The following is a 15,186-nucleotide window of genomic DNA, read 5'->3' on the forward strand; positions in this document are numbered from 1 at the left end:
CGTTGTTCCTTATTTTCTGAATGGGCGGGTGATTAACCCGACAGGGCCGGTGCTATACCAGCGACGGTTGCCGCGACTGCGTGAATCACGACCGACAGCCTGCGTCAGGCGGTCAAGGATAATGGCGAGGATCACAATGCCGACGCCGCCCACGGTGGCCAGTCCCATATCAAGACGACCAATGCCGCGCAGCACCATCTGACCCAGTCCGCCGACGGCGATCATTGAGGCAATCACCACCATGGAGAGGGCCAGCATCAGCGTCTGGTTGACACCCGCCATGATGGTTGGCATCGCCAGTGGAAGCTGAACTTTAAACAGCATCTGGCGCGGGCTGGCACCAAATGAACGCGACGCCTCGATAAGATCGGCCGGTACCTGGTTAATCCCGAGTATCGTCAGACGAATGACCGGCGGCAGGGCGAAGATAATGGTCACCACGACGCCCGGCACGTTGCCGATACCAAACAGCATCACGATCGGCACCAGGTAGACAAACGCGGGGGTGGTCTGCATCGCATCCAGCAGCGGACGAATAATCTTCGCCGCCCGCGGACTGCGCGCCAGCCAGATCCCCATCGGCAGGCCGATAGCGACGCAGAAGAGCAGTGCGGTGAGCACCAGCGCTAAGGTGATCATTGCCTGTGACCAGGCGCCAATCGCGCCGATGGCAATCAGTGAGATCAGCGTGGCGACACCCATGCCAGCGCTGCCAAACTGCCAGGCAATCAGGGAGAAGAGCACAATAGCGACCGGCGCGGGCATGCCGAGCATCAGCTGCTGGAAACCGTTCAGGATGTAATCCACCGGTACGCGGATCCCCTGGAAGACCGGACGGAAGTGAGTCACTACCCAGTCGATCCCCTCCGTGACCCAGCTATCCAGCGGGATCAGCGTCTTATGAAACGGATCCATAATATTGAAGTGCTCTGGCGCAGGGGCCGGTGCACTGTTGAGCCAGTCCGCCGCGCCGCCATCGGTTGGCGCAGGCGTGGAAGACCCCCACGCATCGGCAGATTGAGCAGCGCTGTCCGCCGCCTCGGTGGTTCCCCACGGGTTAGATTGATCAGCCATTGTTTGTCCCCTCGCGATCTAAAGCCTGCAGCAACATGCGTTTTGAGATGATGCCGACGTACTGTTGTTCCTCACTGACTACCGGTACGGCACATGGGGCCTGACCAACGTGAGAGAGCAGCTCGCTGAGCGGCGTTTCGGCGTCTACGGCAAGCGGGGAGTCGATAACCGCCGCATCAATGCCCTGATTTTCGCTGAGTGCGGTTTTCAGGGAGTCGATGGAAACAATGCCAACAAATTTATTACCGCGTTCGATCAGATAACCGTATTCCCGATCTTCATCCTGCAACAGTTTCAGTGCAGAGCGCGGACCAAAGCCCGGTGTTTTGCGGATAAGACCGTTCGGTGAACGACGGGCGATATCTTTCGCACTAAAGACCTGGCTAATATCCACGCCGCGGAAGAAGGTGCGCACATAATCATTGGCCGGATTATTCAGAATTTCATCCGGCGTGCCGACCTGCACCACTTCACCATTTTGCATAATGGCAATACGGTCACCAATACGCATGGCTTCATCAAGATCGTGGGAAATAAAAACAATAGTACGTTGATGTTTAGCCTGTAATTTTACCAGCTCATCCTGCATCTCGGTGCGAATTAATGGATCGAGTGCCGAGAAAGCTTCATCCATTAATAAAATGTCTGGGTTAATGGCTAATGCGCGGGCTAATCCGACACGCTGGCGCATCCCGCCAGAAAGCTCATCCGGGTAGGCATGCGCATAATTCTCGAGGCCCACCTGACGTAATGCATCCAGCGCTTTTTCCTGACGTTCATTAGCGGTAACGCCCGCTAATTCCATGCCAAAGGCGGCATTATCCAGCACCGTCATATGCGGCATCAGCGCAAATGACTGGAACACCATTGCAATCTTCTTTCTGCGCACCTCGCGAAGTTCAGCCTCTGATATTCTGGCGATATCAACGCCATCAATCAGTACCTGTCCACGGGTGGGTTCAATCAGGCGATTGAGAAGGCGAACCATAGTGGATTTACCCGAACCGGATAACCCCATGATGACAAAAATCTCGCCTTCTTCAATGGCCAGACTGGCGTCTTTAACGCCAAGCGACAGCCCGGTTTTTTCCAGAATTTGCTCTTTTGAAAGGCCTTTCTCAATATATTTGAATGCGCGCTGAGGATGCTCGCCAAATACTTTATAAAGATTTTTCACTTCTAATTTAATTGCCATGCAATAGAGAGTGTCCTGTTATTTGTTTATGTCGATATCATTACCATGGTAAATAGTTAACTGGCATTACCCTAACATACTGAGAATCTGAGACAACCCTGGGTTTGCTTATGGCAGGAATTTTGCCGTAAGCGAAACGGCTGAATTTCCCATGAGTAAAGGGCTGAGCGTGGTTTGAATTTTTCTGAATTTTTTGCTTTTGCACAGCGAAATTTCGCCTGAATCGGAGTGATTCAGGCGAATATGAACGGGGAATTACAGTGTAGTTGCCCGTAAAATATTAGGGAGGAAGTTGTTAGATTTATATTAAATTAATGAACGTTAATCCGCTCATTAAAAATCCCAGTCCTCATCTTCGGTCTCCACCGCTTTGCCCATCACATACGACGAACCAGACCCGGAGAAGAAATCGTGGTTTTCATCGGCGTTGGGTGACAGTGCCGCCAGGATCGCCGGGTTCACGTCGGCCATTTCCGGTGGGAAAAGCGCTTCGTAGCCGAGATTCATCAGCGCTTTGTTGGCGTTGTAGCAAAGAAACGCTTTTACCTCCTCCTCCCAACCGGTACCGGCGTACAATTCTTCGGTATAACTCAGTTCGTTCTCGTACAAATCCATCAGCAAATCGAGGGCAAAACCTTTTAACGCTTCGCGCTTTTCTTCGCTGACGTTCTCCAGCCCTTTCTGATATTTATAGCCGATGTAGTACCCGTGTACGGCTTCATCACGAATGATGAGGCGAATTAAATCGGCGGTGTTGGTCAGCTTGCCGCGGCTCGACCAGTACATCGGTAACCAGAAGCCCGAATAGAACAGGAAGGATTCGAGAAACACGCTGGCAATTTTTTTCTTCAGCGGTTCGTCGGCCTGATAATACTCCTGCACCAGGCTGGCCTTTCGCTGCAATGACTCGCTTTCTTCGCTCCAGGTGTATGCCGCGTCCACATCTTTGGTCTGGCACAGCGTCGAAAAAATCGAGCTGTAGGAGCGGGCATGGACCGCCTCCATAAAGCTGATGTTCGACATCACCGCCTCTTCGTGAGGCGTCAGCGCGTCGGCCATCAGCGCAGGGGCACCGACGGTATTTTGAATGGTGTCCAGCAGCGTCAGACCGGTGAACACACGGATCGTCAGCTGCTGTTCGGCGTGGCTGAGGGTTTGCCAGGCCGGAATATCGTTTGAAAGCGGGATTTTTTCCGGCAGCCAGAAGTTGCTGGTCAGGCGGTTCCACACCTCCAGGTCTTTATCATCCTGAATTTTATTCCAGTTAACGGCACTCACGCGTGACAGTTTCATCCTTTCTCCTTACAGCGCGCAGGACACGCAGCCTTCAATTTCGGTACCTTCCAGCGCACGCTGGCGCAGGCGAATGTAGTAGAGGGTTTTGATCCCTCTCTTCCAGGCGTAAATCTGTGCCCGGTTGATGTCGCGCGTGGTGGCGGTGTCCGGGAAGAAGAGCGTCAGCGACAGCCCCTGATCCACGTGTTTTGTCGCCTCGGCGTAGGTATCAATAATTTTCTCAGGACCAATCTCATACGCGTCCTGATACAGGGCCAGATTGTCGTTGGTCATAAACGGGGCAGGATAGTAAACGCGCCCGGTCTTACCTTCCTTGCGGATCTCAATCTTCGACACAATCGGGTGGATACTCGACGTGGCGTGGTTAATGTAAGAGATTGACCCGGTTGGCGGTACGGCCTGCAGATTCTGGTTATAGATGCCGTAACGCATCACATCGTCCCGCAGCTGCTGCCACATCTCGCGGGTAGGCAGGAGAACCCCGGCATCGGCAAAAAGCTGGCGCACTTTGTCGGTTTTCGGCTGCCAGTCTCCTTCCAGATATGGCCTGAAGTACTCACCGCTGGCGTAACGCGACTGTTCAAAGCCCGCAAAGCGCTGGTTACGCTCGCGCGCCAGCATCATTGAGGTATGCAGCGCATGCCAGGTAATGGTGTAAAAATAGAGGTTGGTGAAATCCAGTCCTTCCGGGCTACCGTAGGCGATACCTTTCCGCGCCAGATAGCCGTGGAGGTTCATCTGCCCAAGGCCGATGGCGTGCGAGGCGGCATTACCGGCTTCAATGGACGGCACGCTGCGGATGTGGCTCATGTCTGACACCGCGGTCAGTCCGCGAATAGCGGTCTCCACCGTGCGACCAAAATCGGGGGAGTCCATGGTGTGGGCAATATTCAGCGACCCGAGGTTACAAGAGATGTCTTTGCCGATGTCGGCGTAGTCCAGGTTTTCGTCATACGTGGATGCGCTGTTCACCTGCAATATCTCGGAGCAGAGGTTGCTCATATTGATTCGCCCGGCAATCGGGTTCGCACGGTTGACCGTATCTTCATACATGATGTACGGATAGCCGGACTCAAACTGAATTTCGGCCAGCGTCTGGAAGAAATCGCGGGCGTTAATGTACTTCTTACGAATGCGATCGTCGGCCACCAGATCGTGATACAGGGCGCTTATCGCCACATCACCAAACGCTTTCCCGTAAATACGCTCAATGTCGTAGGGCGAGAAGAGCGCCATCTCGGCATTTTCTTTGGCGAGCGCAAAGGTGATATCCGGAATCACCACCCCAAGCGACAGGGTCTTAATGCGGATTTTTTCATCGGCGTTTTCACGTTTGGTATCCAGGAAGCGCAGGATATCCGGATGGTGTGCGTGGAGATAGACCGCCCCCGCGCCCTGACGCGCCCCCAACTGGTTGGCATACGAGAAAGCATCTTCCAGCATTTTCATGACCGGAATCACGCCGGAGGACTGGTTTTCGATGCGCTTAATTGGCGCACCGGCTTCACGCAGGTTCGACAGCAGAAACGCTACACCGCCGCCGCGTTTAGAGAGCTGCAGCGCCGAATTCACCGCGCGACCAATCGACTCCATATTGTCTTCGATGCGCAGCAGGAAGCAGGAGACCAGCTCGCCGCGCTGAGCTTTTCCGCAATTGAGAAAGGTCGGTGTGGCGGGCTGGAAACGGCCGGAGAGCATCTCATCCATCAGGCGTTCTGCCAGCGTTTCATCGCCCTGCGCGAGCGTCAGGGCAACCATCACCACGCGGTCCTCGAAGCTTTCAAGATAGCGTTTGCCGTCGAACGTTTTCAGGGTATAGCTGGTGTAAAACTTCCATGCGCCAAGAAACGTCTGGAAACGAAAACCGCGGCTATGGGCCTGCCCGAACAGCGTCTCCACAAAGGCACGATCGTACCGGGCCAGCACGCGCTCTTCGTAATAGCCTTCCTTGACCAGATAATCGAGACGTTCATTCTGGCTTGCAAAGGTCATGCTGTTGGGGCGGACGTGGGTGGCGATAAACGCCTCCACCGCCTCATGATCTTTGCCAAACTGAATGTGCCCCTCACGGTCATAGAGGTTCAGCATCGCGTTTAATGCGTGGTAATCCGGTGTCGCCTGAATTACACGTTCTGCGGTTGTCGTTGCCAAAATTCGTTCACTCCTTTACGCACGTTCTCTACGTCCTGCTGTGTCCCCATCAGTTCAAAACGATAGAGATACGGCACGCCGCATTTTTGAGAAATGACATCACCGGCACGGCCAAAGGCATCGCCGAAATTGCGATTGCCCGCCGCGATAACGCCGCGAATAAGCTGTCGGTTGTGGGGATCGTTGAGAAAGCGGATCACCTGGCGAGGCACGGCCCCCGCGGTGCCACCTCCACCATAGCTCGGGACCACCAGAATGTAGGGTTCGTCTACCCGGATCCGTTCCCGCTCATTAAGCGGGATACGTATCGCAGGCAGCCCGACGCGCTCAATAAAGCGGAGCGTGTTTTCCGAGCTGCTGGAGAAGTAGACCAGCCCACTCATGCCCTGGCGGCCTGGGCGGCGAGGCGGTTAATCATGTCGGGGCGAAAGCCGGACCAGCTGGTCTCCCCGGCGACGACGACCGGCAGCTGGCGAAAACCTTGCGCCCGCAGGGTATCGGCAGCTTCGGGCTGCAGGTCAATATTCACCATCTCAAAGGCCACTCCACGGCTTTCCATTGCACGTTTTGTCGCGTGGCATTGAACACAATCGTTACGAGTGTAAATAATAATGCTCATGATTCGTATTTCCATTTAAAATGAGAGAGCGGCGCGAATCATCGCGTCAGGTTGTGTGTATCTTGCTAAAGGGAATACTAGATGTAGTTGTCTTAAGATTCAACCATACAAGATATGGGAATTTCAGATTAATATGGCCCCGATGATGAGCACAGCGGGGCAGGGCGGGCTGTACGGCTTTTTCAGGCGCGCAGGCAAAGAAAAGCCCCGGGGGCTGACGCGACCGGGGCGGATTCGGACAGGCTGAGACGACTATTTGCGCAGGCTAAGCAGCGCCCCCACGAAGATACCCACCGCGGCTACCGTACCAAGCGTACAGAGGGGTTTTTCGCGAACGAAGGTATTGGCGCAGCTGATGGCATCGCAGGCAGCCTGCGTGGTGCGCGAACGCCCATTCATGCGGGCGCGGGTTTCACGTAGCAAAGACTGAGCCTTACGTTTTGCGGCATCCGCTTCGTCCTTCGCACCGGAACCCCAGGATTTCAGCACTTCTTCCAGCGAGTCCGCTAATTGGCTGACATCGTTACGAATATCCTGTGTGTCGTCGTTAATATCGTTTCGGTTCGGTCTGTTAAACATACGATCCTCCGTAATTTTGCGTTCCCGTTTAGTTTAGTCCAGAAATTTAATATCTGAAGCGCGTCACGCGTTATCTGGCAGTTTATGGAATATTCTGAAAGCCCTGCTAATGCTGAATACTGTAAGGTTGCCGGGCAGGAAAAGATAACGAGGAAAAGATATGTATTTACGACCTGATGAGGTGGCGCGCGTTCTTGAAAAAGAGGGATTCACCATGGATGAGGTGACATCAAAAGCGTATGGATATCGCCGTGGCGAGAATTATGTTTACGTTAATCGTGAAGCAAGAATGGGACGTACCGCTCTCATTATTCACCCGACGCTGAAAGACAGAAGTTTGTCATTTGCTGAGCCTGCCTCGGATATTAAAACCTGCGATCATTATCAGCAATTCCCACTGTATTTAGGTGGTGAAACGCATGAACATTATGGTATTCCGCATGGCTTCAGTTCGCGTATGGCGCTGGAGCGGTTTTTGAAGGGACTGTTTGGCGACGTACAGTAAATCTGCGACTGGCATTCGCCAGTCGCCTCACATCATGCTTTGGCCTGGCTGTACTGGCTGACCTTAAACAGGCGGCGACAGTAGTCGAGAAAATAGCCATACACCGCACCCATCAGCATTGAAATCACGATATTTGAACTGACCGCTGCGACGATTTGATGCCAGTCTGCGCCCACTGTCAGCAGAATAGCCACGTAAACGGGTGACTGGAACGTCACGTATGCCAGAACGTCGGCGAGGTTTTTCACCCACCCTGACGGGCTAATACGACGCGCAAAGCGCATGACCGCATCGCGGTATAATCCGTAAGGCCACGCAATAATAATGTTGACCGGAATTGCCACCAGACGAGAAGAAAGTGACTGCTCAAAGGACATTCCGGAGAGGAAAATTTCGATCAGCATGTTCACGACGGAACAGTAAACAACCATCGCGAAGGTATCCGCTACCGCATGGCGCAGGCGAGATTGCGGTGAGAACATGTCTGAACTCCTTGAGAAGAACACAATAGAAACGATTTTCCCTCAGCGGTTAGTGCTTTAGGTTGGTTTGTCAGTCGTGTATAGCGTATATCTCTGCATTTGAACTAACAACTAGTTATTAATTTTTATTTAGTCGCGTTTTGTCCACAAAATTCTCTAAAATTGCGTGTTTTTTGTTCGGTTCGTTATAATCTGTCCCTGTCGTCAGTTTTTGTATGTAAATCAATCTGTTGATCTTGAGCGTGCCGAAGCGAATGTTCTGCCCGAACGACGGCAGTGCGGCATGCTTTGATTTGGATTAAATCTAACCGTTTATACTGAGATAAAGATTGAATCCGGCGGTATCGACAGTTATCTGCCGATATTATTAAACGCGATATTTTAAAACATTTACATTTTTAGCAAGACGTGCCCGCGGGTAGATATTCCAGGCGAAATGAATTATTCTCTTGTCGATTTTTCGATTTACCCTAAAGAAAAGGTTTTCAAATATATGTCTTTGACGTTACAGAATCTTAATAATATCCGAACTCTGCGTGCGATGGCGCGTGAATTATCCCTGGACGTTCTTGAAGAAATGCTGGAAAAAGTCAGGGTCGTTGCTGAAGAGAAACGGAGTGAGTTGGCGGAATTAGAGCAACAACGCGCTGAGCAGCAGGAAAAAATTAATGCCCTGCTGGAACTGATGAAAGCTGATGGTATTTCACCGTCCGATCTCCTCGGTTCAGATATGGCGCAGGCCGGTAAGCCAGCGAAAAAACGTAAACCGCGTGAAGCGAAATATCGCTTTATTGATCTCAACGGTGAAGAGAAAACATGGACCGGTCAGGGGCGTACGCCAAAGCCTATTGCCAATGCACTGGCAAATGGTAAATCACTGGATGATTTTCTGATTTAATCCATGAGCCGGGCGGAAGACACCGCCCGGTTGCCTGTTTAGCAGACGCCGAAATCACCCTCTTCGGTATACAGGGCCAGGTCTGCGGCCTTCAGGGTAAATTTCTCGCCTTGCTCATTGCTGGCCTGAACCGCCACAACGCTATCGCCGTTCACTTCGAGTACTTTCAGTTTTGGGCCGCCTTTACGCGGTTGCACATAATCACCGACAGAAAACATACTACCTCCTCATCGTTTCAATGATCTTCACCTTAGCCCACGTCTGATGCCGGGTACAGCGTATTTCACCGATTACTGCTTACGAGGTACGCCGGTTCCAGGGCATCACTTTCAGCAGTCTCGCCATTCCGCAAAACCCGGTCAGCCCGGCAAACAGCAGCCCGGCCCCCACAAAGCCGCTCAGCAGGAAAAAACCGCTGGAGAGCGTAAAGCCCAGCACGACCCCGCACAGGGTGAGCAGCCCGGCGGCAATTTGCACCTGGCGCATCAACGGCAGCGGCTGTGACGTGTCTTCCTGCGTGATCAACCCAGCCTGCTTCCACCCCTGAATTCCGCCTTCAACGATAAATGCCTGAGCAGGCGCGGCAGCCTGAGCAAGGCGGGCTGCGTTCGAGGATGTCCGGGCGCCAGACTGGCAGTGAAAAATCACCGTTTCGCCCGCGTGCGTCTCAAGCCCGCCGGGTAAGGTGTCCAGCGGCACGGACCGGGCGGCGGGAATATGCTCGCGGGCATATTCGTCGGGATCGCGAATATCGATCAGTTTTGCACCTTCAGCAACGAGCGCATTGGCCTGCTGGGGTGAAATGAGCGGTAGTGACATGGTGGCTCCTTACGGGCAATAGAGGCTTTTCAGGGTGCTGATCAGCTGATGCACCGCATCGTTTTTAATGAAATACAGGATGCGCTGCGCTTCACGGGTGCTGTCGATAAGCCCCTCTTCACGCATACGCGCCAGATGTTGTGACGTGGCGGATGGGCTAAGCCCCGTCGCCCGCGCCAGATCGCCCGCGCTGGTACCCGGTGTACCGCACAGCATGCAGAGGATCAGCAACCGACGCGGATTGCTCATCGCTTTTAACAGGGCTGCGGCCTGTCCGGCGCTGGCCTGAAGTTGTTCGAGTTCAGTCATATTAGTTTAGTCTTTACTTAATTAAGGAAACCCTAAACTAATGGGGAGGATTAAGCCAGTGTCAAAAGCGTAAAAGAGGGTAAAAGGGCGATAAAGAGATGGTGCAGGCCGTTAAACTGGCTACGCTTAGAGAATGTTCTCTTTTTTATTTTCAATTGGTTAGCTTGCACGGAGTCGTTATGGGTTTTTGGCGTATTGTCTTTACTATTATCCTGCCACCGCTGGGCGTGCTGCTCGGCAAAGGGTTTGGCTGGGCGTTTATCATTAACATCGTTCTGACCTTACTGGGCTACATCCCTGGTCTTATTCACGCGTTTTGGGTGCAAAGCAAAAACTAAGCGCGCCACAATAGATCGCTGTATATCCCGGTCAGCACGCCCTGTGGACCAAACTGCTGTTTGATCCAGCGCGTGACCTGGCCGGTCGCCGCATGCTGCGTGGCAAGCAGCATGCGTGAATCCTGACGCGGATTATTGATTCGCCGCGTGACCAGCAGCCCGTCCTCCACCGCCTCGCGGGCCATATACTCCGGTAAAAAACCAATCCCGTCCCCAAGGATCTGACACTGGCATTTGGTGTTGAAGTCGGGCACCAGAATCGCCTCCTGGCCGTGCAGCAGCCAGCCGACCTTCTTGTTTATGGTGTGCGCCGTGTCTTCCACCATGATGTTGGGGTACAGACGCAGCTGGCTTTCGGCTATCGGCTCCGGCACGAAGGCCAGCGGGTGTTCCGGCGCGATGGCGAATACCCAACGGATGGCACCGATCTCGGTGTAATCAATGCCGCCGCCGTCGAGCAGCGTATCCGGTGCGCCAATCGCGATATTGGCCTGGTTGTTGATGATGGAGTCCCAGACGCCGTTGTAGACCTCGGTCGTGACGGTGATCTGGCAGGTAGGAAACTGTTTTTTCAGCACCTGCAGCAGCCGTGCCGTATGGCGTGGGGTGTACAAAAGCTGGTTGATGCAGATGCGGACCCGCGCCTCAATGCCCTGCGAAATGGTGTCTATCCCGCGCTTAATGGCATGAAAATCATTCAGCAGGTCGGTCGCTTTACGGTAAAAGTAAAACCCCGACTCGGTCAGCTCAATGCTGCGCGTATTGCGTACAAACAGCACCACATCCAGCCCGGTCTCCATTCGCTTGATGGTGTAACTGATGGCAGAGGTGGTTACGCCAAGCTCGGTGGCGGCTTTGCTGAAGCTGCCAAAGCGTGCCGCCGTGGTGAAGGCCAGCAGGTTCTCTTCAGTAAAGATGGAATTCATATTACGGCTCCTGTTAGCCATCAGTTTTGAACATATTTTAACAGCGCTGTTACAACGCATATGACGGCGGTCACAGTTCTGATTATTCGCGCCGAGCCGCGTCATGTCAGGCTTCATCAGGCATAAGCAGAATGCTGTCTGAGGCGAATAAAAGCGCTAAAACATAAGTAAAACATTGCACGGCTGCACATTTTGGCTGAATTGTTGAATTTAACTCAATAATGAATTGACTGTCGATGAATGATTTTTAAGCGGATTCTTTTCTCACCAGGCTGTTGCTATTCTCAGGTCATGAGCAATACATCATGGGGAGTCTGAATATGTCTGCGAACGAACTCGTTACTGAATTTTTGCTGGCGGCAGAGCAGGGCAATATTGACGGGCTAAAAGCCTGCCTTGAAAAAGGTGTCGATATTAATGCCACTCAACGCCAGAAAAGAACGGCCGTTATTATTGCCAGTCTGAAAAAACATTATGACTGCGTGGCATTTTTAATTGCCGCCGGAGCAGATATTGATCAACAGGATCAGACCTGTTTTAACCCCTTCCTGATTAGCTGCCTGACAAATGATTTAACCCTGCTGCGGATAGTCTTACCCGCCAATCCGGATCTTGATCGCCTGACCCGCTTCGGTGGTGTCGGCATTACGCCTGCCAGCGAGAAAGGGCACGTTGAGATTGTGCGCGAGCTGCTGGAGAAAACCGATATTAACGTCAACCACACCAACTTCGTGGGCTGGACGCCGCTGCTGGAAGCGATTGTCCTCAACGATGGCGGCGCGAAACAGCAGGAAATTGTAAAGCTGTTACTGGATAACGGCGCAAATCCGCACATGACCGATAAATACGGCAAAACCCCGCTCGAACTGGCGCGGGAAAAAGGCTACCACCAGATAGCAGACCTGCTGCTGGCTGCAGGCGCGTAATTCCTTCGGCCAGCCTTTTCCGGCTGGTCGCTCATTCAGACAGTATTTTACCGACGTGCCTATTGCACGACGGCGGCCCCCTTTTATCCTCATTCAGGAGAAAATAATGCCCACCAAAATCGTCATAAAAAAGAATACCTATTTTGACTCGGTGTCATTGATGTCGGTTTCTACGAAGGCCAATAAATTGCCGGGCGTTGAGCAGGCTTTTGTGGCTATGGCGACAGAAATGAACAAAGGCGTATTAAAAAATCTCGGGCTATTAACGCCGGAATTAGCGGATGCCAAAAACGGCGACTTAATGATTGTGATTAAAGGCGAGGCGGCGAATGACGAAACGCTGGCAGCCATCGAAGCGCTTTTCACCCGCAAGGAGAGCGGCGGGAGCCATGAAGCGCGTTATGCCACCCTTGCCAGTGCGAAAACCCATCGTCCTGAGAGCAACCTGGCGGTGATTTCGGTAAACGGCACGTTTGCCGCCCGCGAAGCACGTCAGGCGCTGGAAAACGATCTCAACGTCATGCTCTTCTCCGACAACGTCAGCCTTGATGACGAGCTGGCGCTGAAGCAGCTGGCACACCAGAAAGGGCTGCTGATGATGGGGCCGGACTGCGGCACGGCCATTATCAACGGTACCGGGCTGTGCTTCGCCAATGCGGTGCGCCGCGGACCGATCGGTATTATCGGGGCGTCCGGGACCGGCAGCCAGGAGCTGAGCGTGCGGATCCATGAATTCGGCGGCGGCGTGTCGCAGCTGATTGGCACCGGCGGGCGCGATCTGAGCGAAAAGATAGGTGGCCTGATGATGCTGGATGCCATCGCGATGCTGGACGCTGACGACGCCACCCAGGTGATTACCCTCATCTCTAAACCGCCTGCGCCGTCGGTGGCAGAAAAAGTGCTGGCCCGCGCCCGCACCTGCCGCAAACCGGTGGTGGTCTGTTTCCTCGGTCGTCATCAGCCGCCGGCTGATGAAGGCAACCTGCAGTTCGCCCGTGGCACCAAAGAGGCGGCGCTGAAGGCCGTGCTGTTAACGGGGGTGAAAAAAGAGTCTCTCGACCTGCATCCGCTGAACTGGCCACTGATCGAAGAGGTGCGTGCCCGGCTGACACCCCAGCAGAAATACATCCGCGGCCTGTTCTGCGGCGGCACCCTGTGCGATGAGGCCATGTTCGCCGCGCTGGAAAAGTTCGACGACGTCTACAGCAACATTCAACCCGACCCGGCGAAACGGCTGGACGATATCAACGTCAGTAAAGCCCACACCTTCCTTGATTTTGGAGATGACGATTTCACCCACGGCAAACCGCACCCGATGATCGATCCGACCAACCGCATCAGCCGCCTGTTGCAGGAGGCGCGTGACCCCGAGGTGGGCGTGATCGTGATGGACTTTGTTCTGGGCTTTGGCGCGCACGAGGATCCGGTTGGCGTGATGCTTGAGGCCATAAAAGAGGCGCAGGCGACGGCGAAAGCCGATAACCGCCCGCTGGCAATTCTCGGCTATGTGCTCGGAACCGACCAGGACTCACCGTCCCTGGCACAGCAGTGTCAGCTTCTGACCGAGGCAGGGGTGATCTGGGCGAGCAGCAGCACCAACACCGGATTACTGGCACGTGAATTTGTCTTTAAAGGGGAGACTGCCTGATGACGACCTTATTTAACCAGCCGTTGAACGTGATTAACGTCGGTATCGCGCTGTTCAGTGCGGATCTCAAAAAGCAGCATATCCCCGTGACCCAGCTCGACTGGACGCCGCCGGGGCAGGGGAATTTGCAGGTTGTAGAAGCGCTGGATCAGCTGGCCCTTGCGCCACTGGCTGACAAAATCGCCGCCGCCAATAAGATTGCCCTTGAGCGCATTATCCAGTCCCATCCGGTGCTGGTGGGCTACGACCAGGCGATCAACGTTGTGCCGGGCATGACCCGCACCACCATTCTGCACGCCGGTCCGCCCGTCAGCTGGGAAAACATGTGTGGCGCAATGAAAGGGGCCGTGACCGGGGCGCTGGTGTTTGAAGGGCTGGCACGCGATATCGACGACGCGGAGCGCGTGGCGGCGTCAGGGGCGATCACCTTCTCGCCCTGTCACGAGCACGACTGCGTAGGCTCAATGGCGGGCGTCACTTCGGCATCGATGTTTATGCACATCGTTGAGAACAAAACCTACGGCAACCGGGCGTTCACTAACCTTAGCGAGCAGATGGCGAAGATCCTGCGCATGGGCGCCAACGACCAGAGCGTTATTGACCGCCTGAACTGGATGCGTGACGTGCTCGGCCCGATGCTGCGCGATGCCATGAAAATCATTGGTGAAATCGACCTGCGCCTGATGCTGGCCCAGGCGCTGCACATGGGCGACGAGTGCCATAACCGCAACAACGCCGGCACCACGCTGCTGATCCAGGCGTTGACGCCCGGGCTGATTCAGGCCGGGTATCCGGTGGCACAGCAGCGTGAGGTGTTTGAGTTCGTCGCCAGCAGCGATTACTTCTCCGGCCCGACGTGGATGGCGATGTGTAAAGCCGCCATGGATGCCGCACACGGTATTGAATACAGCACCGTGGTCACCACCATGGCGCGTAACGGCTACGAGTTCGGCCTGCGCATCTCCGGGCTGCCGGGGCAGTGGTTCACCGGCCCGGCGCAGCAGGTGATAGGGCCGATGTTCGCGGGCTACAGGCCGGAAGACTCCGGGCTGGATATTGGCGACAGCGCCATTACCGAAACCTACGGTATCGGTGGTTTTGCGATGGCCACAGCCCCGGCGATCGTGGCACTGGTGGGTGGCACGGTGGATGAAGCCATCGATTTCTCCCGTCAGATGCGCGAGATCACCCTCGGTGAAAACCCGAACGTCACCATTCCGCTGCTCTCATTTATGGGCATTCCAACCGCCATCGACATCACAAAAGTCGCGGGCAGCGGCATTCTGCCGGTCATTAACACCGCCATTGCCCACAAAGACGCAGGTATTGGCATGATTGGGGCGGGCATCGTTCACCCGCCGTTTAGCTGTTTTGAAAAGGCGCTGTTGACCTTCCGCGATCGCTACTTTTTATAAGGCATG

General features: G+C 54.2%; 18 protein-coding genes. 6 read left to right on the forward strand and 12 right to left on the reverse strand.

Going from position 1 to position 15,186, the window contains the following annotated elements; all coding sequences use genetic code 11:
* Positions 1–9 precede the first annotated feature (9 nt).
* From proW to HV157_RS19980, 7 genes are all read right to left on the reverse strand, one after another.
* Positions 10–1,074 (reverse strand): glycine betaine/L-proline ABC transporter permease ProW, encoded by a 1,065-nt coding sequence (proW, locus tag HV157_RS19950; RefSeq protein ID WP_014171320.1) that lies wholly within the window; start codon positions 1,072–1,074, stop codon positions 10–12.
* Positions 1,067–2,269, reverse strand: coding sequence for a glycine betaine/L-proline ABC transporter ATP-binding protein ProV (gene proV / locus HV157_RS19955; RefSeq protein ID WP_020883862.1), 1,203 nt, complete (start codon positions 2,267–2,269; stop codon positions 1,067–1,069). The genes proW and proV overlap by 8 nt, the downstream gene beginning before the upstream one ends.
* Positions 2,270–2,602: 333 nt before the next feature.
* Positions 2,603–3,562: a class 1b ribonucleoside-diphosphate reductase subunit beta gene (gene nrdF, locus HV157_RS19960; RefSeq protein WP_182268863.1), complete on the reverse strand. Its 960-nt coding sequence runs from the start codon at positions 3,560–3,562 to the stop codon at positions 2,603–2,605.
* A gap of 9 nt (positions 3,563–3,571) precedes the next feature.
* Positions 3,572–5,716 (reverse strand): class 1b ribonucleoside-diphosphate reductase subunit alpha, encoded by a 2,145-nt coding sequence (nrdE, locus tag HV157_RS19965; protein WP_182378530.1) that lies wholly within the window; start codon positions 5,714–5,716, stop codon positions 3,572–3,574.
* Positions 5,689–6,099 carry a class Ib ribonucleoside-diphosphate reductase assembly flavoprotein NrdI gene (gene nrdI, locus HV157_RS19970; protein WP_040018935.1) on the reverse strand — a complete coding sequence of 137 codons (411 nt, stop codon included), beginning with the start codon at positions 6,097–6,099 and terminating at the stop codon, positions 5,689–5,691. Before nrdI ends, nrdE begins: the two co-directional genes overlap by 28 nt.
* A complete protein-coding gene (nrdH, locus tag HV157_RS19975) occupies positions 6,096–6,335 on the reverse strand; it encodes a glutaredoxin-like protein NrdH (protein WP_020883865.1) in 240 nt (79 codons plus the stop codon). Before nrdH ends, nrdI begins: the two co-directional genes overlap by 4 nt.
* 252 nt (positions 6,336–6,587) lie before the next feature.
* On the reverse strand, positions 6,588–6,914 hold the full coding sequence (locus HV157_RS19980; protein ID WP_014171314.1) for a DUF883 domain-containing protein: 327 nt from the start codon (positions 6,912–6,914) through the stop codon (positions 6,588–6,590).
* A 160-nt stretch (positions 6,915–7,074) separates the two neighbouring features.
* Here HV157_RS19980 and HV157_RS19985 point away from each other — a divergent pair, with 160 nt between their 5' ends.
* Positions 7,075–7,419, forward strand: a complete 345-nt coding sequence (locus HV157_RS19985; RefSeq protein ID WP_006811693.1) for a DUF2002 family protein — start codon at positions 7,075–7,077, stop codon at positions 7,417–7,419.
* A 32-nt stretch (positions 7,420–7,451) separates the two neighbouring features.
* On the opposite strand, the gene alaE is transcribed toward HV157_RS19985, so the two are convergent.
* Positions 7,452–7,901, reverse strand: coding sequence for an L-alanine exporter AlaE (gene alaE / locus HV157_RS19990; protein WP_020883866.1), 450 nt, complete (start codon positions 7,899–7,901; stop codon positions 7,452–7,454).
* A gap of 493 nt (positions 7,902–8,394) precedes the next feature.
* Here alaE and stpA point away from each other — a divergent pair, with 493 nt between their 5' ends.
* A complete protein-coding gene (gene stpA / locus HV157_RS19995; protein WP_020883867.1) occupies positions 8,395–8,799 on the forward strand; it encodes a DNA-binding protein StpA in 405 nt (134 codons plus the stop codon).
* 38 nt (positions 8,800–8,837) lie between these two features.
* On the opposite strand, the gene HV157_RS20000 is transcribed toward stpA, so the two are convergent.
* The 3 genes from HV157_RS20000 to HV157_RS20010 all read right to left on the reverse strand — a co-directional run bounded on the left by HV157_RS20000 (position 8,838) and on the right by HV157_RS20010 (position 9,927).
* Positions 8,838–9,017: a hypothetical protein gene (locus tag HV157_RS20000; protein ID WP_014171310.1), complete on the reverse strand. Its 180-nt coding sequence runs from the start codon at positions 9,015–9,017 to the stop codon at positions 8,838–8,840.
* A gap of 79 nt (positions 9,018–9,096) precedes the next feature.
* The gene (locus HV157_RS20005; RefSeq protein WP_014171309.1) at positions 9,097–9,618 is read right to left on the reverse strand and encodes a rhodanese family protein; all 522 of its coding nucleotides are present in this window, start codon (positions 9,616–9,618) and stop codon (positions 9,097–9,099) included.
* A 9-nt stretch (positions 9,619–9,627) separates the two neighbouring features.
* Complete coding sequence (locus tag HV157_RS20010; RefSeq protein ID WP_020883869.1) at positions 9,628–9,927, reverse strand: metalloregulator ArsR/SmtB family transcription factor; 300 nt, start codon at positions 9,925–9,927, stop codon at positions 9,628–9,630.
* A gap of 179 nt (positions 9,928–10,106) precedes the next feature.
* Here HV157_RS20010 and HV157_RS20015 point away from each other — a divergent pair, with 179 nt between their 5' ends.
* A complete protein-coding gene (locus HV157_RS20015) occupies positions 10,107–10,265 on the forward strand; it encodes a YqaE/Pmp3 family membrane protein (protein WP_032678825.1) in 159 nt (52 codons plus the stop codon).
* On the opposite strand, the gene HV157_RS20020 is transcribed toward HV157_RS20015, so the two are convergent.
* Positions 10,262–11,191, reverse strand: coding sequence for a LysR substrate-binding domain-containing protein (locus tag HV157_RS20020; protein ID WP_020883871.1), 930 nt, complete (start codon positions 11,189–11,191; stop codon positions 10,262–10,264). The two genes, HV157_RS20015 and HV157_RS20020, sit on opposite strands and share 4 nt — an antisense overlap.
* 320 nt (positions 11,192–11,511) lie before the next feature.
* Here HV157_RS20020 and HV157_RS20025 point away from each other — a divergent pair, with 320 nt between their 5' ends.
* The 3 genes from HV157_RS20025 to HV157_RS20035 all read left to right on the forward strand — a co-directional run bounded on the left by HV157_RS20025 (position 11,512) and on the right by HV157_RS20035 (position 15,180).
* Positions 11,512–12,117 carry an ankyrin repeat domain-containing protein gene (locus tag HV157_RS20025; RefSeq protein WP_020883872.1) on the forward strand — a complete coding sequence of 202 codons (606 nt, stop codon included), beginning with the start codon at positions 11,512–11,514 and terminating at the stop codon, positions 12,115–12,117.
* Between the two features lie 106 nt (positions 12,118–12,223).
* Positions 12,224–13,765: an acyl-CoA synthetase FdrA gene (gene fdrA, locus HV157_RS20030; RefSeq protein ID WP_032680425.1), complete on the forward strand. Its 1,542-nt coding sequence runs from the start codon at positions 12,224–12,226 to the stop codon at positions 13,763–13,765.
* Entirely contained in the window at positions 13,765–15,180 is a 1,416-nt protein-coding gene (locus tag HV157_RS20035) for a DUF1116 domain-containing protein (protein WP_032680426.1), read from the forward strand. The genes fdrA and HV157_RS20035 overlap by 1 nt, the downstream gene beginning before the upstream one ends.
* Positions 15,181–15,186: the final 6 nt, after the last annotated feature.

Source organism: Enterobacter sp. RHBSTW-00318, from assembly GCF_014101375.1.
In the GTDB taxonomy this organism is placed as follows: domain Bacteria; phylum Pseudomonadota; class Gammaproteobacteria; order Enterobacterales; family Enterobacteriaceae; genus Enterobacter; species Enterobacter ludwigii.